General features: G+C 53.8%; 22 protein-coding genes and 1 tRNA gene. 4 read left to right on the forward strand and 19 right to left on the reverse strand.

What is annotated here, in order from left to right; translation table 11 throughout:
• Window positions 1-44: 44 nt before the first annotated feature.
• From AArcSt2_RS07705 to AArcSt2_RS07720, 4 genes are read right to left on the reverse strand one after another with little or no spacing between them, the layout of a single operon-like run.
• On the reverse strand, window positions 45-2,768 hold the full coding sequence (locus AArcSt2_RS07705) for a hypothetical protein (protein WP_250583694.1): 2,724 nt from the start codon (window positions 2,766-2,768) through the stop codon (window positions 45-47).
• Window positions 2,769-3,200: a hypothetical protein gene (locus tag AArcSt2_RS07710; RefSeq protein WP_174652285.1), complete on the reverse strand. Its 432-nt coding sequence runs from the start codon at window positions 3,198-3,200 to the stop codon at window positions 2,769-2,771.
• Window positions 3,201-3,224: 24 nt separating this feature from the next.
• Window positions 3,225-4,859 (reverse strand): bifunctional N(6)-L-threonylcarbamoyladenine synthase/serine/threonine protein kinase, encoded by a 1,635-nt coding sequence (locus tag AArcSt2_RS07715; protein WP_250583696.1) that lies wholly within the window; start codon window positions 4,857-4,859, stop codon window positions 3,225-3,227.
• Window positions 4,860-4,868: 9 nt separating this feature from the next.
• Window positions 4,869-5,183, reverse strand: coding sequence for a 30S ribosomal protein S24e (locus AArcSt2_RS07720; RefSeq protein ID WP_174652287.1), 315 nt, complete (start codon window positions 5,181-5,183; stop codon window positions 4,869-4,871).
• Window positions 5,184-5,306: 123 nt separating this feature from the next.
• Here AArcSt2_RS07720 and AArcSt2_RS07725 point away from each other — a divergent pair, with 123 nt between their 5' ends.
• The gene (locus AArcSt2_RS07725) at window positions 5,307-6,098 is read left to right on the forward strand and encodes a GNAT family N-acetyltransferase (RefSeq protein ID WP_250583698.1); all 792 of its coding nucleotides are present in this window, start codon (window positions 5,307-5,309) and stop codon (window positions 6,096-6,098) included.
• 5 nt (window positions 6,099-6,103) lie between these two features.
• Here the strand turns inward: AArcSt2_RS07725 and AArcSt2_RS07730 are convergent, their stop codons facing one another.
• From AArcSt2_RS07730 to AArcSt2_RS07790, 13 genes are all read right to left on the reverse strand, one after another.
• Window positions 6,104-6,667 carry a GTP-dependent dephospho-CoA kinase family protein gene (locus AArcSt2_RS07730; protein ID WP_250583700.1) on the reverse strand — a complete coding sequence of 188 codons (564 nt, stop codon included), beginning with the start codon at window positions 6,665-6,667 and terminating at the stop codon, window positions 6,104-6,106.
• A 13-nt stretch (window positions 6,668-6,680) separates the two neighbouring features.
• On the reverse strand, window positions 6,681-6,878 hold the full coding sequence (gene spt4 / locus AArcSt2_RS07735) for a transcription elongation factor subunit Spt4 (protein WP_174652289.1): 198 nt from the start codon (window positions 6,876-6,878) through the stop codon (window positions 6,681-6,683).
• Window positions 6,879-7,457, reverse strand: a complete 579-nt coding sequence (locus AArcSt2_RS07740; RefSeq protein WP_250583702.1) for a DNA-directed RNA polymerase — start codon at window positions 7,455-7,457, stop codon at window positions 6,879-6,881.
• A gap of 6 nt (window positions 7,458-7,463) precedes the next feature.
• The gene (locus tag AArcSt2_RS07745) at window positions 7,464-7,835 is read right to left on the reverse strand and encodes a PIN domain-containing protein (protein WP_174652291.1); all 372 of its coding nucleotides are present in this window, start codon (window positions 7,833-7,835) and stop codon (window positions 7,464-7,466) included.
• A gap of 32 nt (window positions 7,836-7,867) precedes the next feature.
• Window positions 7,868-9,100 carry a translation initiation factor IF-2 subunit gamma gene (locus tag AArcSt2_RS07750; RefSeq protein WP_250583704.1) on the reverse strand — a complete coding sequence of 411 codons (1,233 nt, stop codon included), beginning with the start codon at window positions 9,098-9,100 and terminating at the stop codon, window positions 7,868-7,870.
• Window positions 9,101-9,224: 124 nt separating this feature from the next.
• Window positions 9,225-10,640: a serpin family protein gene (locus AArcSt2_RS07755; RefSeq protein ID WP_250583706.1), complete on the reverse strand. Its 1,416-nt coding sequence runs from the start codon at window positions 10,638-10,640 to the stop codon at window positions 9,225-9,227.
• Window positions 10,641-10,867: 227 nt separating this feature from the next.
• A complete protein-coding gene (locus tag AArcSt2_RS07760) occupies window positions 10,868-11,206 on the reverse strand; it encodes a DUF5658 family protein (RefSeq protein ID WP_250583708.1) in 339 nt (112 codons plus the stop codon).
• A gap of 63 nt (window positions 11,207-11,269) precedes the next feature.
• Window positions 11,270-11,419, reverse strand: a complete 150-nt coding sequence (locus AArcSt2_RS07765) for a hypothetical protein (RefSeq protein ID WP_174652294.1) — start codon at window positions 11,417-11,419, stop codon at window positions 11,270-11,272.
• Between the two features lie 67 nt (window positions 11,420-11,486).
• Complete coding sequence (locus AArcSt2_RS07770) at window positions 11,487-11,903, reverse strand: DUF5809 family protein (protein WP_174652295.1); 417 nt, start codon at window positions 11,901-11,903, stop codon at window positions 11,487-11,489.
• Between the two features lie 30 nt (window positions 11,904-11,933).
• Window positions 11,934-12,437, reverse strand: coding sequence for a DUF5810 domain-containing protein (locus AArcSt2_RS07775; RefSeq protein ID WP_174652296.1), 504 nt, complete (start codon window positions 12,435-12,437; stop codon window positions 11,934-11,936).
• 48 nt (window positions 12,438-12,485) lie between these two features.
• Window positions 12,486-12,878, reverse strand: coding sequence for a hypothetical protein (locus AArcSt2_RS07780; RefSeq protein ID WP_250583710.1), 393 nt, complete (start codon window positions 12,876-12,878; stop codon window positions 12,486-12,488).
• 59 nt (window positions 12,879-12,937) lie between these two features.
• Entirely contained in the window at window positions 12,938-13,429 is a 492-nt protein-coding gene (gene rimI / locus AArcSt2_RS07785) for a ribosomal protein S18-alanine N-acetyltransferase (protein WP_425493650.1), read from the reverse strand.
• Between the two features lie 94 nt (window positions 13,430-13,523).
• Complete coding sequence (locus AArcSt2_RS07790; protein ID WP_174652298.1) at window positions 13,524-15,497, reverse strand: aconitate hydratase; 1,974 nt, start codon at window positions 15,495-15,497, stop codon at window positions 13,524-13,526.
• A 214-nt stretch (window positions 15,498-15,711) separates the two neighbouring features.
• Between AArcSt2_RS07790 and AArcSt2_RS07795 the strand changes: the two genes are divergently transcribed.
• Both AArcSt2_RS07795 and AArcSt2_RS07800 read left to right on the forward strand, forming a co-directional pair.
• On the forward strand, window positions 15,712-16,182 hold the full coding sequence (locus AArcSt2_RS07795; protein ID WP_174652299.1) for a deoxyuridine 5'-triphosphate nucleotidohydrolase: 471 nt from the start codon (window positions 15,712-15,714) through the stop codon (window positions 16,180-16,182).
• Window positions 16,172-17,233 (forward strand): ATP-binding protein, encoded by a 1,062-nt coding sequence (locus tag AArcSt2_RS07800; protein ID WP_174652300.1) that lies wholly within the window; start codon window positions 16,172-16,174, stop codon window positions 17,231-17,233. The genes AArcSt2_RS07795 and AArcSt2_RS07800 overlap by 11 nt, the downstream gene beginning before the upstream one ends.
• Here AArcSt2_RS07800 and AArcSt2_RS07805 read toward each other — a convergent pair.
• Both AArcSt2_RS07805 and AArcSt2_RS07810 read right to left on the reverse strand, forming a co-directional pair.
• Window positions 17,230-18,627 carry a metal ABC transporter substrate-binding protein gene (locus AArcSt2_RS07805; RefSeq protein WP_250583712.1) on the reverse strand — a complete coding sequence of 466 codons (1,398 nt, stop codon included), beginning with the start codon at window positions 18,625-18,627 and terminating at the stop codon, window positions 17,230-17,232. The two genes, AArcSt2_RS07800 and AArcSt2_RS07805, sit on opposite strands and share 4 nt — an antisense overlap.
• Window positions 18,628-18,725: 98 nt before the next feature.
• Window positions 18,726-18,799 (reverse strand) — tRNA-Lys (locus AArcSt2_RS07810).
• 111 nt (window positions 18,800-18,910) lie between these two features.
• Between AArcSt2_RS07810 and AArcSt2_RS07815 the strand changes: the two genes are divergently transcribed.
• Window positions 18,911-20,167: an ArgE/DapE family deacylase gene (locus AArcSt2_RS07815; RefSeq protein WP_250583714.1), complete on the forward strand. Its 1,257-nt coding sequence runs from the start codon at window positions 18,911-18,913 to the stop codon at window positions 20,165-20,167.
• Window positions 20,168-20,253: the final 86 nt, after the last annotated feature.

Below are 20,253 nucleotides of genomic sequence, written 5' to 3' on the forward strand. Positions count from 1 at the left end.
AGTGTTAGCACAGAACATCAATTCGTGTGTTTTGATAGAGCGCGCTATGAATCGCTCTGTGCAGGATACGACAGTGTCTCAGCAGCGCTATTGTACACAGCTCCATCAATTCGCATTCCGGCCAGTTTGAGTACAGCGATCGGATCGGCAGCGCTGATGTCCGTCAGAGTCACAGTTCCGTTGTTGGTCAGTTTGGTTTCGATCGTCTCCTGTTGTGTAAGAAATGCCTGCACCGCATTCGTCGCTGGAGTAATCTCTGTGGACGCATTGGCGAGCGCCATAGCAGACTCGCGCCATACTGAAGCGAATTCTTGGAGTGAGGCTGCTGCTGTGAGATCACCGATTGGGTCTGCCGCAAGGATAGATGGCCGTGAAACAAATCCATCAGGAACCGGTCCCGTATGAATCGTAGCCAGTTCAGCTTCGATCGACGTAATTGCACTGAGAAGTGCATGTTTCAGTACGTCTCGGGTCAGCGCTTCGAGCCCATCGAGGGGTGGTGTCCCAAAGAGCGGATCTATTCCCGAAATGACTGTTGACATCGATTGAACCTTGCCCGCAGTTGGGCCATCATAGGAATCTCGAACATCGTGTGTGGAAGCCGTCTGAAGAAGCGAACAGAGCCGATCGAGCCGTTCGTCCGCGAGTGTTCGTCGAAGTTCGTCACCGATCGGTGTGACCGTAAACTCACGTGGCTCCGCTGGTTGAGCGACAGCGATCGAGATCGGCTTGAGATCATCGGCCCGGCCATCATTGATCGCAGCACGATGTTTTGCACAGCGAACGGCTGCAGCCGAAAGTACCCCTGCAGCCTCGCTCAACCCGGCTGCAACAGCACGGTCAGAAAGGTTTTCAAGTTTTGTTTGACAGTCGGAAAAAAGCTCCGAGGCAACAGATTCCTCACCACGTTTTGCGTGTTTGACTGCACTGTCGAGCGTTTGCTCGATCGGTTTGAGCCGCTGCCGAAGCTCGTTATATCGCACAAATAGCCTCACCGATCGAACACCTTCCGACTGAATCCCGGTCTGTTTTGTTACCGTACGGATCGCAGTCAGCCCTTGTGCAAGGGTTTGACGCTCCCGTTTTGTGTGCAGTCGCTCATCGGTACTCCCCGCGTCTTCGACAACCGGCTCTGGGACCGTGTATGCGGTCGTCGCAATTGTATAGAGCACAGCCGCCTGTTCATCAAGAAGAATCGAGAGTGCGGTTCGAATGCGTTTTGCATCCGTGTCGAAGCCACCTTCTGCTGCAGCACGAAGTGCAAGCACATAGGATTCGATCGCGATCGTATATGCCCCTGCCGCCCCAAGGAGGTCATCAGTCGTAAGCAGTCGGTCGCCCCGTCGAACCGCATCCCAACCGGTCCCAGCGGCCGCAGTGACGCCCTCACGGGAGGTGGTAATCGGTGGTAGTTCGTGATCTTTGGTAAGTCGGGAGAGGAGATCTTGAATTGTTTCCGTTGCTCGTTCTGGAGTGTATTGGGAAAGCTCGTGTGCGGTTGCAAGTGCAAGTGCAGCCTCAAGCCGTGCAAGCGTCTCCGCAAACGCTTCTGTGCCTGTTGACTGCTGTGCGGACTCAATGCGTTGGACAACGAGGTCAAAAAGACCACTCGATTCGCTAATCGCCATAGCAAGCGAGTGTTCAGTCATCGATCGAGCTTCCTCTTCATTCCCGGCCTCCGCAGCAGCACGGGCATCACCAAGATCGATCGTCGAGATCTGTAGCTCCCCTGCGTGGCGTTTCAACGCCTCCATGAAACGTGAGGTACCAGTAAGATACTGTTCTGTTGGTGGAACGCGGTCGGCAAGGGATGTGGCAACAAATGCTGCAGCGGCTGCTGTAAGCGGTCGGCCACCAACAAGGCTACTTTGTGCATCATCAAGAAACTGGTGTGCGGTTGGGATGTTCACTGGGGCGGCAGCGACAATCTTTCCTGCGCGTTCCACGTCTTCGGTCGGATCTGTGTGAGTGCGATGGCTTCCACCCGAGTCTGTGAACAGTCCGTTAATCTCTGCGCCGAATTCGATCGCCGTCTGAACAAACTGCTCGTGATAGTACTCGAGTCGAGAGAGATCGACACCGCCCACAACCTGTCGTGTAAACAATACAGCGAGTGGAACACTAAACAGGCCGGCGACAAACCCCCCAACACCACCGACAGAGAACAGAGAGATTGCACGGGCGACGAAGGGGACCGTTGCAGCAGTAAGTGCAACGACAAAGAACTCAACAGTGACTGCAATTGGATCATCGTGAATGCCAGCCGCTCGATCACTGAACGACGACCGGCCCACGATTGATCCAGTATAAATCAATACCGCGCTCGCCATCCCAGCAAACAAGAACCCAATTAACGTCGTTGGATGGCCGATAAGCCAGCCAGCTGCTGCAGTTGCGAACAGGAGCACAAGAACGACTGCAACGATCGCATTCAGCGCAAAGCCAAGGGTTGAAACACCAATAATCAACCCCCACAACCCAATCAGCCCCAGCAGATAGCCTGCAACCGCAGCATTCAGTGGTGAGATATGAATCGAGCCAGAGACGATCGCGATCGTTGGAATAGTCACACACAACACACACACTGCAGTGAGTGCAATTGCACTTACAGCAGATCGATATCGACGCGAAAGGTAGCGTGCGCACAACAGAACGGTCGCGATACCAGCGCCAACGCCAGCGGTTGGCATCCAGCGGAAAAGCAGCGAAACAAGTACAACCAAAGCGAGGGCAGACGCAGTCACAGAAATGGTAGGTACGTGCCGCATTCAGTACACCTCTGGGCACCATCCTTTGTACCGGATGATCGTTGTCTGCCACACACCGGTTTGAAGTGAATCACGGTTCTCAAATGTAATCTGAACCGGGGTGTCTGAAACAGCCTCGTACACGAGTTCTATGTATGGCTCCGGCCCGGTTTGACGCAACACTGTCTCGTCAGGAGCGGTAACTGTGACTTTCGGAGATGTGCCGCGCTGCGTGATTGATTTGATATATATTCGGTCGCTCTGTCTCATCGCCACCAGCTCGGTTAGATTGCCAGTTTCGGGGACTGCATCAACCCGGTTATACAACACGTCGCACCGATCGCCACTGAGACAACCGGCAACACTCACAAGCGTAGCCGAGCCGGCAGCGTGCAGGAGTCTTCGTCTGGAAACCGATATGGCGGGTAGTTCACGACGCCGATCGCTGCCCATTATTGTGTGTCAAGAACAGCACACCTAAGAGTGTGGTTGATATCGGCCGCGGCTCTCAATCGTTCGAAGCCGATCAAGGACTGCAGCTGTTCCAACTGAACGATATCCCGCTTCAACAGCAGCATATAACGGTTCTGGATCCTCTGCAGTGCCACCAATGCTCTGTTTGAATACGTGGAGATCCATTGCATGATCTTCGATATGTGCCGTATGAAAGCCAAGCCCAAAGTCGATCAGATACGTCTTCTCCGGGCCAGTACGAACGTTTCGCGTCGTTGGGTCGCCATGGACAATACCGTTATTATGTAAGGTTGCAAGGTGTGTTCCGATCGTCTTAACGTGGCGTTTTGTGAGATTTTCCGCAAGATCAGTATCACCGACGTACTGGAAGTCGATCGTTGCAGTGTGTGTATCCACATCCCACACGATCGGTGTTGGAACGCCAACACGGCGCGCATCGCTCGTTAGTCGGGCTTCTGCGGCAGTTCGTGTTGTTCGCAGTGACGCTTCTAACTCCGGGTGTCGGTACTGCTTTGTCACACGCTGTTTCCGGGCGATCGGACCGGGAACAGACCCAGCCGCCGTATCGTGGTACGTAACAACAGCCTCGGCCCCGCGAAGCGCGTTCTCAGAACCTGGTGTTCGTGCAACCGATTCCTCGCTGTCACGCCACGTTACCGGGACCTGATCGGGTCGGAAGTTTGGATCGATCGCAGAGTCTTCGATCGCCATTGTGTCGCCCGCAGCAAGCATTTTTGCGCCGAGAAGTGCAATCATTCCCGCATTGTCCTGCAAAAATCGTGGTTCAGGTGCGTAAAACTGTGCACCGCGCGCCTCACACATCGTTGCGAGCATCTCTCGAAGTCGAGCGTTTTGTCCCACGCCACCACCGAGAACCAACTCATCTGTGCCAGTGAGCGACAGTGCGCGTTCTGTGACCTCGGTCAGCATTCCAAAGATATGTTCTTGTAGTGAAAAGCAGATGTCTTCGATCGCCTCACCGTCGTCCGCGGCCTGTTTGGCTGCACTCATGATCCCTGAGAAGGAGAAGTCCATTCCTTTGACGACATACGGGAGGTCAATGAACGAACCATTTGCTGCCGCGCGCTCAACTTTTGGGCCGCCAGGATGTGACCAGCCGACATGGCGAGTGAACTTGTCGATCGCGTTCCCGACGCCGGTATCCATTGTCTCACCAAGCACCCGATATCGGCCGTTGTGATAGCCAAGCAGATGTGCATTCGCACCGCTTGCGTTGAGACAGACCGGCGAGTCAAAGCCGGCAAAGTGGCGGCCAACTTCGAGGTGCGCGACCATGTGATTTACACCAACTAACGGAACGTTGAGAGATTTCGAAGCCGATCGAGCAGCGGTTCCAACGATCCGAAGACACGGCCCTAACCCTGGCCCGCGCGAGAATGCAACGGCGTCGATCGCAGGGCCTGTTGTTGCTGATGGGGCCGTCTCGATAGCATGTTGCAGAACGGTGTCAATAACAGCAGGGATGGCATCTGCCATGTGTTCTGCGGCCTCGCGCGGATGAATACCGCCGCTCTCGGGTTCGTAGGGATCGGATTCGATGAAAATACGATCGGCCTCGGTGTCACAGAGCGCGGCGCTTGCGGCCCACGCCGTTCCCTCGATGCCGAGGATACGCATTCGTGGTAATTATGCTTCTTCGGCTTCAGCGTCTACGTCGTCGCCGGCGCTGATTTTGTTGCGTTCGAGCATGTACTCTTGCTCGACGTCGCGTGCAAAGTCGGAGGTCTCGTACACTTTTGCGTAGCCGACGGTTTTTCGCATCCCGAACTTTGTTTTGAGCTCGTGAACGACAACCTCGTCTGAGGACTTGTCGAGCTTTGCTGCGAGCGAGTCGCGAACGGAGAGTCGTGATGGAGTTGCTTCCTCGTGAACGATCTGGAAGCGAACATCGGTTCGGTGCAACATTGGATTTTCGTCTTTTGAAATGATTTCGACGTCCATAGTTTAGTTGTCGTAACTTCCCGCCGAAAGGAGTAAAAGGATTTCGAAGGGTCCCTCACAGATTCTCACCTTCTGAGAGCACCCAATGTTACTTTTTGGATAGCAATCGTAGTGAGACATGTTATGTCCCCTCACCCAGATCCGGATCGGGCTGGTTCGTCAAATCGTGGGACGATGAGTCAGTTACTTGCGCTTACTGCGCCACCGACACCAACGCCGCTCGAACCAAACGAACAGCCAAAAGCGCTCCCTGAAGGCCAAAAAACGCCCCCTGCGCTTGAGACGCTTGACATGCAGGCGCTCCCAGAGTCACCACGAACGCAGCTCTCATGTTGGGACCCTCGCGAATGCGTTGGAACACCACACTGTCCACCACGCTGTCCAATGTTTGTTGATAAAGAGGGTGCTCGGGTTCGGGTTCGAGCGTTTCGATCGTTCGATCGATCGCCGCTGATTGAGATGTACGTGAATTTCGATCGCGCACATGTCGCACAAGGAATTCCACCCGCAACAGAGACACGAATCGAAGATTGGCTCTCACACCTTCTCGAAGACGGCTACAATCTGATCGCAGAACGAGCGGGAACGGTTGTTGGTCACGCCGTCTATACACCAACCTCCGATCCGGAGCCAGAGCTTGCAGTATTTGTTACCCCGGAGTATCACGATCACGGAATCGGGTCGGAGCTTTGTAAACATGTTATTGCACATGCGGCAGCAGCCGGCCACGACGCGATCGTTCTCGACGTCGAGCGCGGTAACAGACGCGCCACACACGTCTACGCACGGCTCGGGTTCGAAGTCGTCCGAACCCATGGATTCACACAAGAGATGCGACTCGAACTAACGGAGGCGGTTGCAGAACAAACACAGCGTCCACCAGCCGACCGAAACCACGACAAAGACGACGTGTAACGATGCTAGTTCGTTGGTGTCGCGATCAGCGAGCGCGCAGTTTCAGTGTCGCCATCGAATTGTGTAAACAGCTTATCAGCGTGCTGTTTCATCTCTGGGGTAACCGGAACACAGACCATTCCAACATCCGGTTGTCCGTAGACAATTGACGCACCAAGCGGTGCCGCAAGGATTGCAGGAAGCGTGAGGAGGTCTTCCTCACCAGTAATGTACAGCACGACAGGTTTGGGGTCATCGATCGCCTCACGAAGCGAAATAAGCGCTTCTTTGCTGATCTCTGCAGGTGGGTTTGTCACTGAAATCTGGTTCGGCGAATCAGATAGGACACGAGAAATTTCATCGCGTACAGCCTCGCGTTTCGTCTTTCCGTCGATTGCCGCAACTGCAGGTTCGACTCCCGCGTTTCGGAGGTGATAGGTGACAACATCACCCACAGTAATCAAGAGCCGACCGCGATCGTACGCTGTTGCGGTTTCAGAGGCAGCCGCTAACAAGGCATCAGTGTTGGTGAACACTGGGCCAAGCGGATCTTTGAACGCTGATCGGAGCGAGTCGGGGAGCGTAAGCATCGGCTGCTGTTAGCTACCGGACTTTCAGTGCGTAGCCGCCTGGTTCTGTCACGTTCATTTCGACTGCGATCTCGCTCTCTTCTGGGTGTGTGATCACGACATAGCCAGCCCAATCCTCGGTGAGGCTTGAGGAGCCGCAGTGATCACAGCTTTGAGAGTCTGGACCGTTGATATGGTGACACTCCCGGCAGGCGAGTCGTGTTCGGGCCATCTACTCATCTCCCGCCGTCGCATTCTGTTCGCGGCGACGGCGATCTCGATCGAGCCACGAGAGTTTGCCGAGACCCGGCTGTTTTGCCGTGAGCCCGATCTTTGAGTCGCGCGGGTTGCGCTCATCAATGCTTTTTGTAACAATCCGAACACGCACTGGATCGGAGACACCAAGCGTCTCATCCGATTCCGTTGATGCAAGCTGTTGGTTCTCGCCGTCGAACGCGAGGTACTGATCGGAGATCTGCGACACGTGCAACAGCCCGTCGATCGGTCCGATACCAACGAACGCACCGAACTCCACAACTTCCACGACAGTCCCGTCTGCAACCTCTTGCATATCGGGATCAAACGTGATTGCGTCAAAATCTGCTTCATAGTAGACGCCTGGGCGGCCAGGAAGCACCGCTCCCTCACCGATGTCGTGAACTTTTGTAACGCTCACGACGCTCCCAACGTCTTCATCCATTCGTCCTTCGAGTTTATCCTGCAGCAGGGCTTTCACCCGCTCAGGCGTTACATCCGCCAAGTGTTTCGGCGGCACCTCGACCGTATCCTTGAGTCGTACCCGTTTGTACATAGTATATTATGGCTCTGTTATTTTCAGTGTGTTCTCTCCCCTTAAACCGATTACGCGTACGTTCCGTGAGAGGACGCGATCTCGAAGAGGGGCGTCGTTCGTAACGACGTAGTCGATATCGCCAGCTTCGGCGAGCTCAACAATCGCATCGTCTGCATACGATGCATCGGTGATAACCGTCCGACAGCGCCCGGCAAGATCGGAGCCGACGGATGCAGCAACTGCATCCGTTCCGGAGCCGTCTGCAAGCGCGGTTAGCTCATCATGGACTGCCTGTGGGGTTATGAGGTCGATCTGGGACAACCCCAAGAGTCGATCCAACTCATCAAACACCCGAATGTCGAGTTCAACAGGCATCATGAGCGCGTTTGTATCCATCAGGACAGTTACCATGTTTATATTTTGGTCGCTTAGTCACGAAGCGTTCCAACGCCAATAAGTCGCCATCGAGCGCCAACACGGCGGTTAATTGCGATTTTGGCACCGTCTGCAGCACAGACTGGGCGTTTGAGTTTGACCTCGCACTCACCGCTTCGAGCGCTCGTCACTGCACCAACCGTGGTTGCAGTTCCGACGGTTAACATTAGAGGCTCACCAGTGGAGATTTCGTCAACCGAGCCGTCTTCGCCAACGACACGATCGAGTAGATCGACTTCCATCTCAAACGCTTCACGTGTTGGTGGGAGGGTTCCAGGCTTTCCAGCAACCTGCCCCGCGAGTGCATCACCCTTTGTCAGGCTTGGATCGAGGCCAGTTCCGACACCGATGAGTCCACCGGGGGTGACCTCATCAACACTCGCACTGCCTGCTTGAAGCGATCGAACGGTGGTTTCGAGCGATCGCCATTCGGTTTTCCCACCCTCATCAACCTGCCGCCCAGGTCGAAGTTGGATCTCATCGTCGACGGAGAGTTTTCCGTCAACAAGACTGCCGCCAATCACACCACCGGAGAGCGAGTCCCATGTGGTTCCTGGGCGGTTAATATCGAAGCTCCGTGCCACAAACATACGTGGGTCATCAGCATTCGATCGATCCGGCGTTGGGATTGTCTCCTCGATTGCGCCAATAAGGAGGTCCATATTGACGTTCTGCCCCGCACTGACTGGAACGATCGGTGCATCCTCTGCAACAGTTCCGCTGACGAACTCCTTGATCTGATTGTAATGATCAACCGCACGATCGCGGTTAACGAGATCGACCTTGTTTTGTGCAATAACAATATTATCGATCCCAATGATATCCAGCGCCATCAGATGCTCTTCGGTCTGTGCCTGTGGGACATCTTCAGTCGCAGAGACAACGAGCACTGCCCCATCCATCAGCGCAGCGCCAGAGAGCATCGTCGCCATCAGCGTTTCGTGACCAGGTGCATCAACGAACGAAACAGTTCGAAGCACCTCGCTCTCGTTGCCGTTTGGACATTCCTCCTCAACGGTGTAACATTCGGGCTCGTCCATGTCTGGACAGTAGCGGAATGTTGCGTCCGCATAGCCCAGTCGGATCGAGATACCGCGTTTCATCTCTTCCGAGTGTTGGTCGGTCCACGAGCCGCTCAGGGCTTGGACAAGTGTCGTTTTCCCGTGATCGACGTGGCCGACGAGTCCGATGTTCACCTCCGGTTGTGTGTGTTCTTGTGTCACCATTGACCTCCTAAGAGTAATCGTGTGAAGGTTTCGCCCTGAATGCGTGATAAAGTTGCTGTTCTACACTCGCTTCGTGGACACGTGTCGTGGCGATTTTTCGCACTCAACCATCGGTGTTTTTATATCAGGACTCGGCCTGCGCGGTTGCAGCATCAACCACCCGTCCGAGAAAGAGGACGGTCTCTGTCTCATCATCACAGATTGCGAATAAAAACGGTCGATCGGCAACAAACTCGAACGGATCCACCGGCGCGGATTCGGTCCCGACAACAACACCGGTTGCGGCTGCTGCTTCAGTGCCATCTTCATCAACCGAAATGAACGTGTCGTGATACACGTCCCAAATGAAGAGTTGCTCACCAACTGCATCGAGGTCTGCCATCTTCGAGAAATCAGCCGCCGGATGCTCAAATGCGATCGGCATTCCCAACGTCGAAAGCAACTCTTTGAGTGCAAATCCGGACTCAAACGAAAATTTTGGGATTGAGACAGTGCCATCACGTGAGTCAAGCGTCTCGCGGGCCGCAGCAAGCCACTCAGCGTCGATCGACTCCTCAACCGCAGTGAATGACTCCTCGGGTGGAAGGAACAAGAGCATCGACGCTCGATCGCCCTCGTACGGAAGTTCGACAAGCTGTGTTCCCTCGTATTCGCCATACGGGAAACGGTCATCAACGGCCATTAGCGGAACATCCGTTGTCTCACCATCGATCGCGGTAAAGGGCTGCATCTCAGTTTGGTGGTCATTGAACGGCGTCTCCCAGTTGGCAGCAAAGTAGACCGCGTTGGTTAGAACAAGACGGGCTAACGGGTCGAGTGAACCCTGTGGAAGGAGGTCGTCAATCCGATCGTTGGTTTGCTCGGCGACCCACGAATTGATTGCTTCGCGTGCGCCCTCGTGATCAGCAGCATAATCAACGGTCCGAAGCGATGCATCGTAGTCAGATTCAAGGATGTCGAGATAGTCGTCGTACCATGGATACTCCGCTTGACCCCACAGCGAGTTTGCGAGTGCGAGCGTGAACTCGACGGCGTCATCTCCATCTTCATTTTCGTTTTCGTTTTCACCCTCGTCAACAGAATCAGATGCACGATTGAGTGCGGTCTGTAACGATCCAAACGTTGGATGGAGGTCGTCTTCTGTGAGTGCAAATCGAAGTGCCTCTCGCATCTGTTCGGCCGTTTCACCTGCTGCACCTGCATACGTCATTGCAAGTGCGATCGAGATGCTGTACGGAGAGGTAAGGATATTGTCCGACGGGTTGGCTTCAGCGAGCTCGCGATGAAGATCGAATCCGAACTGGGTATTATTTTGAACGAGTTGCGTCATGTTCGATCGGTCTGATGTGTCGGTGGTATCGTCACCGTTCCCGTCACCATTTCCATTGCCGTCGTCGTTGGTGTCACCGTCCGGTGTTGGTGTGGTATCTTGATCAGTCGAGTTCTGAAGACAGCCAGCGAGCAGTGCTGCTGCGAGCAACCCACTGGAGGATTGTAGTAGCCGTCTGCGATCGGGTGAGAAGGGAGCATTCGAGGACATACAGTATAGTACAACGCCAGTAGATGAACAGTTTTGGTAAGCACAAATGGTTCTTTGACTATTCAAAGGGTGGTGTCGAACAAGCCGTGGTGGTGCGATATGGGTAGATAGAGAGTATATTTCGTGTGCTTTTATCCGTATGCTGAAAGAGCGTTCAAAATCTTTTAAAACACCTATTGAGAGATTTTGCGGAAGTAAAGCAGACGAAATGTACTCTCTCTCACCGATCACAGTGCAGGTACGATCGCAAACAGATTCCAAACCGTCACACCGACGCCAACAACACTGAGCGCGAGTGGGATCGCAAGCCGAAGCGGGAGCCAAAGCAGTTTCCACACGCCGAAAAAGACAACAAAGGAGCCAATTTTCGCGGTGAACAGTCCAAGCGTACCGTAACCGTCAACGAGCGGGCCGACGATCGGCCCAATCTCTGCAACCCCACCGGTCGAGAGCCCCCACATCGTGGTTACTGTGTCACCAATCCCATAGAAGACGATCGCACACAGCCACAGCGCTCGCTCGTGAGGAATGAGCGAAGCAATCGAAACCGTAGGAGAGCCAGCCATACCAGTACATCGTGTAACATGGGTAATAGCTTTCGTGATCCGAAACTGCACCGCCCGAACTACTTATGGAATCACGATCGCTGCACTTGCAAGCGACAGCAGCCCCACAACAGCGGTCAACAGGAGAAAGTCCGCTCGCTCGGAGATGAGCACCGGATGATCGACGCGATTGCCCGTCCCCGAAGATGGCGCGTCAGATCGGGTGTTCGACATACACCAAGATTCGATAACACCGTATATCAACGTTCGTCCGCAATTATCAGCCGCGAAAACCAGCGCACTACAGCTGGTGGCGATAGTGGCGGCCAAACACCTGCCGCCGAAGCGTTCCAGCCGCTGCAGTTGGTTCGTTCTGGTAGGTTGCTGCAACCACCGTCTCTGCGAAATCGATCGAATGCCAAACAACCGAATCCACGTTTTCGCCACCCATAACCTCTCGATCGAACGTCGGATGATCGTCACACCATGCCTCAAATTCGGCACGCGTACCGTGATGGACAGTTAGCAGTGACGCAAAGAGTGCATCGCGGGCGGTTTCGATAACGTCGCTTGTGATCCGATCGGCATACTCCTCTCGATCGAACTGCATGGCGCTCGCGGTTTCACGGACAACAACCTGCGCAGTTGGGCCAACGTCTTCATACATCGATCGGACATCTTCAGGTGTCTCCGGCTGGATCATTCCTACAGTCTGCATACGTATGTTAGGTTTCAGCGATGGAGTAAGTTACTCGTTGTTATCTTTGCGATCGCCGGTTTCTGTGTCTGTCTCTGCGTCCGTCTCTGTCTCTGGGAGATTTCCAGCTGCGTCGTCAATCATCTGCCGAGTGAGTTCCTGTGCTTCAAGTAGGATCGCTTCCGCATCAGCATCCAACTCACCGCCGAATCCAGCACCGCCACTACTTCTTCCACTGACACCAGGGGCTTGTTGGTTAGCATATGCATCATCAAAAAGCGCCCCACCGCGCTGGCTCGCTGGATCATCGTGATCGTGACCATCGCCGTGGTCATGGACTGTATCCTCAAACACCTCATCAAATTCGGCTTCGGCTGCGAACTCCGAAACCACCTCCGCGAGTTCTGATGGCTTGCGGTCGTTCCACCCATCGACATGCTCATCGAGCCACGTCTCATGTTCATCCCCGTGCAACATCGCAGTGAAGGCAAGATGGTTTGCAAGGTGCGTTTCGTCCCGCTGTGGAACCTCACAGACCGGACAGGCGTATCCCATAGAGAATAAATTAATCGCGAACTCCAAAAACCAGTCGGGATACAGCCCTTATACCAAACCGGACAGACCAAGCAGCACTGTTCCAAAGACGATCGCAACCAACAGCGTGGTTGCAATTGCGATTCCGAGCCAGACACCAACACCAACTGGTGACGCCTCCTCTGTAAACGCAACTAGTCGACGTTTGACATCACCGGTCGTCCCGTGTTGGTAGGAGAGAATACCTTCCGCACAGTACTCACAGAGGGCACGAACTTCGGTTGGCGCTTCATGTGTTGCCCGACAGATCGGCAGTCCGTCACAACGGACCGCCTCAAATCCGATCCCAACCATGACTGCATCTTCGGGAACCACTTCTTCGCCGCAGTTTACACACGTTATCACTTCATAACTAACGTCACCATGTGGTGTATGTGCATTAACCGTTTTTCGGATGGACATGGGCTCTAGCAGTAGTTGGTGCGCAGGTCAAAAAACACTGCTGGCAGCCGTGTTGACAGCTAGTGTCGACCCCACCGATTCATATCAACCGTCAGCACAAGTGCAGCCTCTCCATCATCGTAGTACCGCGGTATCCGTCGTATCCGTGAGAACCCTTCGGAGTAGTAGAGCGCTTTTGCTTTCTCATTGCCTTCTCGTACCTCGAGTTTTGTCACCGCTGCCCCGTCTACAAAGAGGCTCAAAAGCGATCGGCGAACGAGTTTCCGCCCAACGCCAAACCCTTGTGCATCCGGGTGAACCGCGATATCTTTGATATGCCCAATGTCGCGGCCATAGTTTGCCATGAGATCAGAGACAACATACCCAACGACAGCACCGTTGATTGTTGCGACAAGAAACCCTTTCTCGTCAAGGAAGCGCTCGAATGCACTGTAGGGCCACGGCTGCTCGAAGACCGTTTTTTCAATGCGATGAATCGCAAGCAGATCAGCACGCTCAGCACGTCGGATCGAGACGTCAATCTCCTCACGATTATCAGGCAGTGTAGCCACACAAATAGCTAGGAGGGTAGGAGCAAAAATCGATCGGATAGCAGCAGCTAGTGAGCGCTGATAAATAAAAAATAAAAACGAGGTGACTGATCGATCAGTCGTCAGCAGGTGCAGCGCCGCCTGCGCTTTCTGCTTGGTTTTTGGTCCAAGAGAGTTTGCCACCTGCGGCGAGAATCTCGCGCTCGCGCTCGGATGCGTCGAGTTCTGCGGTGAACTCCCAGTCATCGTTGACGCGGACGGTGAACGCTTCTTGACCGTTTCGGACCGCTTCACCAACATCGTCGACGATTTCGATATCGTCGCCCTGCTCGAATTTCTCGTAGGTTTCTTCGTCGATCGTCAGTGGAATGAGACCGAAGTTGAACAGGTTTGCTTTGTGGATTCGCGCGAACGACTGTGCGAAGACACCCTGAATGCCGAGGTACATCGGACAGAGCGCTGCGTGCTCGCGGGAGGATCCCTGACCGTAGTTCTCGCCTGCAACGAGGAACCCGCCATCGGAGTCTTTGGCTCGCTGTGCGAACGTGTCGTCAACACGGCTGAGCGTAAAGTCAGAGAGCTTCTCAATGTTCGATCGGTACATGAGAATATCTGCGGTTGCTGGAATGATGTGATCCGTGGTGATGTTATCCGTCATTTTGAGGAATGCTTCACCGGAGAGCTCCGATTCCAGTGCGCCTTTCAGTGGCACGTCACCGATGTTTGGCCCCTTGATAAGGCTGTCATCGATCGCGTTCTCTGGAGAGATGAGATCTGCTTTCGAGCCGTCGTATTTTTCTGGAAGCTCAATGCCTGGTGCATCAAGATCGCCAACCTCATCAGCGAGATCTCGTGGGTCAATGATTTTACCGGCGATTGCGGCTGCTGCTGCGACTTCCGGCGAACAGAGGTAGACGTTGTCGTCTTCGATACCGGATCGACCTTCGAAGTTACGGTTGAACGTACGCAGCGAGACGGAGTCCGATGCTGGAACGTGACCGATTCCGATACATGCACCACAGGTTGCCTCCGAGAAGTTGACACCGGCTGCCATCATCTCTGCGACCCAACCCTGTCGAGCGAGCATTTCGGATGCCTGTTTCGAACCAGGTGCAACGATCATCTCGGTGTGTTTTGCGACCTCGCGGCCCTCAACCATCTTTGCGGCAGGAAGGATGTCCTCGTAGCCACCGTTCGTACAAGAGCCGACCATTACCTGCTCGACGCGCTCGCCTGCGACCTCACGGACCGGAACGACCTTGTCCGGCATGCTTGGACATGCGATGAGCGGTTCGAGTTCGGAGAGATCAATAACGATCTCGTCTGCATACTCGGCGTCGTCGTCAGCTTTCAGTTCAGTGTACACATCGCCACGATCAACTCGTTCGAGGTAATCTTTGGTCTGCTCGTCGCTTGGGAAGATCGAGGAGGTTGCACCAAGCTCGGTTCCCATGTTGGTGATCGTCATCCGCTCTGGAGCGGTGAGCGTTTCGACACCGGGACCGGTGTATTCGAAGATCTTGCCAACGCCACCTTTTACGGAGAGACGGCGGAGCATCTCAAGAATGACATCTTTTGCGGTTGTCCACTCGTCGAGTTCGCCCTCAAGTCGGACGCTGACGATCTCCGGCATTTCGACGTAGTATGCGCCGCCACCCATTGCGACGGAGATATCGAGTCCACCGGCACCGATCGCGAGCTGGCCGAGACCACCCGGTGTTGGTGTGTGGCTGTCCGATCCAAGGAGCGTCTTGCCCGGTGCAGCAAAGTTCTCTCGGTGAACGTTGTGACAGATACCATTGCCCGGACGGGAGAAGTGAGCACCGTACGTACCTGCAGCCGATCGGAGGAAACGGTGATCGTCTGTGTTTTTAAAGTCGAACTGGTAGGTCTGGTGGTCACAATACTGTGCAGCAAGTTCCGTTTGGACCTCATCAAGATCAAGTGCCTCAAACTGCAGCCACACCATTGTTCCGGTGGTGTCCTGCATAAGCGTCTGATCGATCTCGATTCCGATCTCTTCGCCAGGCGTGAGTTCGCCCTCTACGAGATGATCGGAGAGGATTTTCTCAGTTACCGTTTGTCCCATAACATCCGAAGGTCGATTCTCGGCGGATATAAATCCCGCGTGTTTACTACCGGAAAACCATGTACAATTACTACTTGAGTGGCAATTTTGGTAGAATCGCACTTGATATGTCCTTAAGATGTTTATGTGTTAAAATGTACCATGATTAATGCGGGAGTTTTTCACACACATACACACCGACACTGTTTTGATAATTAAGTAATTTTTCCACAGTATGTTTAGGGCAGGGTCGTTCGTGGCAGAACAGTTAGGACCGGTTGCACCGTCTCAGAAGCAACCAAATGGTGTTGATCTGACAGTCGAGTCGATTTATACACAGGAATCACCGGGCAGAATACAAACAGATGGGAAAAAGGTTGGTGAGCGGTCTGAAGTCTCGCTTACTGATGGGATGTATTCGCTTGCACCCGGTGGCTACGTAGCGCGATATACAGAAACAGTTCGTATTCCAGAGGGGCATATCGGGTTTGTCTATCCACGTTCGACACTCATGCGTAACTCCTGTATGCTCCATACTGCGGTGTGGGATGCCGGGTACGAAGGAAAAGGAGAGGGACTGTTGGAGGTCCATCATCCGATCGAAATTGAACCCGGTGCCCGTATTGCCCAACTTGTCCTCGCAGCGGCAAACCATGATGGGGCATACGATGGGAGCTACCAAGGTGAACGGATAGATGGACAGTGACGTCACGGACCAAACCGACGACACCATCGCACCAGAACATTACATTCAGGCATTTCACGGCACACAGAACGCCGCAATAATCACGGACAAGCAGTACCGGATTCTTGATGTCAACGATCAGTGCGTCAAACAGTTCAGCTACAGCCGTGATGAGCTCCGTGGAGAGTTACCAATAAAACTGCTGACAGATCAGCGGCTATTGGAAGAGATCACTGACACGGTTGAACGATCCGGCCACTGGAGTGGACACTGTGAGCTACAAACTGCGGACAATCGCCGGATCTACGGCTATGGTCATGCAAGGGAACTTCGTTATAATGGACACAGCATTGGCTATCTCGCCGTTTTTACTGACAAAACACGCGATCGACTATACGAGCAGAGTCTGAGTATTCTCAACCGAGTGCTTCGACATAATATCCGAAATGACGCAAACGTTGTCTTGGGCCATTTAGAGCTTCTCTCTGATGAACTGAATAACGAACAGATTGAATCGCTGACGATTGCGATCGATCGTGTTAATGCGATGGTCAGCCGAGCGGAGACAACCCGATCGTTCAGCGGAATATTCGCAGAGAATGTGCAAAGTGCGCTCCGTCCCATTCGGTTAGATACCACTGTTTCCGACGCAGTTGCACAAGCAGATGTCAGTAGCGGACACATAACCGTTGATGTAGACCCAGTGTGGGTTGTTGCCGATCAAACCCTCACGCCTGCGATTACGGCTGTGATTGAGAATGCAATCAAACACAACGATTCCGATCACCCATGCGTCGAAATCACAACGTCGGTTCAGCCAGGAACAAATGCGGCCCCGGACACGGACCGACTAACACTCTCAATTGCAGACAACGGCCCTGGAGTCAGTGATGATCGGCGTGAGCGAATCTTTGGGCGCGAAGAGTGGACGCCAGTGCATCATGGTCAGGGGTTGAGCCTCTTCTTTGTCGATCGGCTCATGGATCTCTACGGTGGGACCGTCCGAATCACAGACAATGAGCCACGCGGAAGCGTGTTTAAATTACAGTTTAGAATCCCAGATTCTATTTAGTGCTCAGCTGTCGGATCTGCTGCACCCAATGCGGTTGCAAACGCTGGGAGATTAATTTCGGTCATTTGCGAAAGAAGCGAGCCACGTCCATCCGTGTTCCACTCTTCGGTTGTGCTTTCAAGCGGCGAGATCATTCGTCTCTCTTCGACCGTGTCGGCTTCTGCTGCAATGACTGACGCAATTCGATCGCCCTCAAAATAGTCCCAGAGCACACAGTCGATCGCTTCGGCCTCAATAAGTTCGATCGTCTCAGCAATCTCTGCGGGAGTTGGTTCGTGGTCCGCAGAGAGCCCAACAGGCGTGTGAATTTCAAATCCGTAACGATCGGCGAGATAGCCAAACGAATCGTGTCCGGCGACGATTACTGTCTCACGAGTGCGCGTTTGAAGCGTCTCTTCATACAGTTCATGAACCGACGCAAGTTCGTCGATGTATGCATCTGCATTCTCTCGATACTGGTGTTCCCATGCAGGATCAAGGTCAATAAGTGCATCACGAATCGTCTTGACGCCTTGTTGGGCTAACACTGGGTCAGCAAAGAATTTTACATCAAACTCACCATGAGTGTGAGTCGATTCACTGCTGTCGGATCGGTTTTCAGCACCACCGTCACCTGCTGTAATACCGATCGGCGGCGTTTGCCAGCGATCATCCGCCGTTTCAAGTGAAAAAATAACGCTGGTTTCACCGGCTTCTGTCGCGGTGAACCTGACGAGGTCCCGATCGATCGATGTCGAAACAAACGCTGCAGCGCTAGGGTCCGGAAACACAACCGCAAACTCAACATTACTGTGTGTAAACGAGATCACGTCGCCAGAGTGATCTGTAACAACAACTCGCAGTGTTACCGTCTCCCCCGCGGGGATATCGGGGATTTCGCCATGCCAGTGATCAAAATGAAAGTCCGCAACAGTGTTCTCGGTCCCTGGATCAACGAGCGCAACGGTTTCGACGGTGAGTGCTTCGACCGTGCGATTCTTTGCAGTCGCATACCGTCGCAGTGGAATGCCTTCAAGCGCATCGATAAGTGTCACGCTGTCTGCATACGCCGATTGGAGCTGTTCGGCTGCTGCTTCGGCCCACGGCTGGAACCGTTCAACAGCAAAATAGACGAACGCATCCGCCTCAACAAGTGTTGGAAGAAGCGACGCAGGTGGCTCCCATTCATGACCATATGCACCAACTGGAACTGGGTTTTCAACGGAGACCCGATCGCCACCAATAGCGCTTGTAAACTCATAGAGTGGAAACAGCGATGTGACCACAGTTGGACCACCGTCCGATTGTGACTGCGGAGGCGACGAAGAAGCAGATGGAGAGGGAGACTGAAGACAGCCAGCAAGCCCGGTGAGCGCACCACCACATCCAACGAGCAGCGATCGGCGGCTATTCATTATCTGAACTTTGGCTGTGCATAATTAGAATACTCGGTTCAGTCCCCAGATGTGAAATTGAGACTGGATTTCACTCCTTATGTTGTTCCGAGCAAAAGCGGGCTGGGAGGGAGTTGAACCCCCGACCGTCTGGTTAAAAGCCAGACGCTCTACCTAACTGAGCTACCAGCCCTCACCTGTTTTTGCCGTCACATCGGTATAAACGTTTAGATACTCGATGAGTGTGCGATATGCAACCGATCGACGTCGCAAGGTTTAGGCAACAATCGCAATGACTCGATATATGGACCTTCGATCGTTCGTCTCAGATTTTCTTCGATTTGAATCCACGGCTGGGAACGAAGAGCCGGTACAACAGTGGCTCTCCGAACAGCTCTCTGCGTTTGGATTTGAAACGTATGAGTGGCACGCAGATGCGGATCGACTCTCATCACATCCATCATTCCCTGATGATCCAGACGACATACTGGTTGTTGGTCGGCCAAGCGTCGGTGGAGTTCTCGAATTTGGAGATCCCGATGCAGGACCAACGATCGTCCTTAACGGGCACATCGACGTGGTTCCTGCAGCCACCGAACACTGGGACAGCGATCCGTTTGAGCCAGTCTGGAGCGACGATGGAGAGACACTCACCGCCAGAGGAGCAGCGGATATGAAAACCGGAACCGCGACCTGTATCGCCGCTGCGATCGGTGTTCGCGATGCTGTCGAATCCGGTTCCGTCAAACTGGATGGCCGGATCGTCGTTGAAGCAGTTGCAGGCGAAGAGGATGGCGGAATCGGGGCCGCGGCTGCAGCGTTGGACAATCCGTATCCATTCGATCGTGATGCAGCAATTATCGCCGAACCGACGAGCTTGCGTCCGATTATTGCAACCGAGGGAAGTCTCATGGTACGACTTGAACTGCAGGGACGATCCGCACATGCCGCAAGCGCATGGCACGGGGTAGATGTCCTCGACAAATTTGAGAACATCCGTGCCGCGATCAAAGCGTTTGAAACGGGTCGAAACGACGCAGTTGAACACCCGCTATATCAGGAGTTCCCGCGCGCAGTGCCGATCGTCGTCGGAACGGTTTCTGCAGGGAGTTGGGCCTCAACCGTTCCTGCTGAACTCACGGCAGAGATTCGGGTCGGGGTTGGACCCGGAGAAACCGTTGCAGACGTTGAGTCTGAGCTTCGATCGCTACTTAACGAGGTCGCAGAGGCTGATGCGTGGCTTTCGGAACACCCACCGACGCTTGAGCGGTTTTCGGTGCAGTTTGAACCGGCAGTGATCGACCCGGATGAGCCAATCCTCACAGCAGTACAAACTGGAATGAACGCGATCGGCAACACGGATATTGAACCGAAGGGGGCAACATACGGAACCGATGCACGCCATTACATTGGGGCCGGAATTCCAACCGTTGTGTTCGGCCCGGGTGACATTGACCAAGCACACTATCCAAATGAGACGATCGAGTGGACGGATGTTGAGCAGGCGCAAACAGCGATCGAACAGGCTGCCATTGCATATCTGCAAGCCGAAAGCGTGTGAGCGAAGTTAGTTCCGGAAGAGCAGTCGTTCGATAATCGGCTCAAGGAATGTTGCTCGGCGTGATTTTCTCGAATGAACCAAGAGGA

Origin of the sequence: Natronocalculus amylovorans, assembly GCF_023638035.1 — an archaeon.
GTDB lineage: Archaea > Halobacteriota > Halobacteria > Halobacteriales > Haloferacaceae > Natronocalculus > Natronocalculus amylovorans.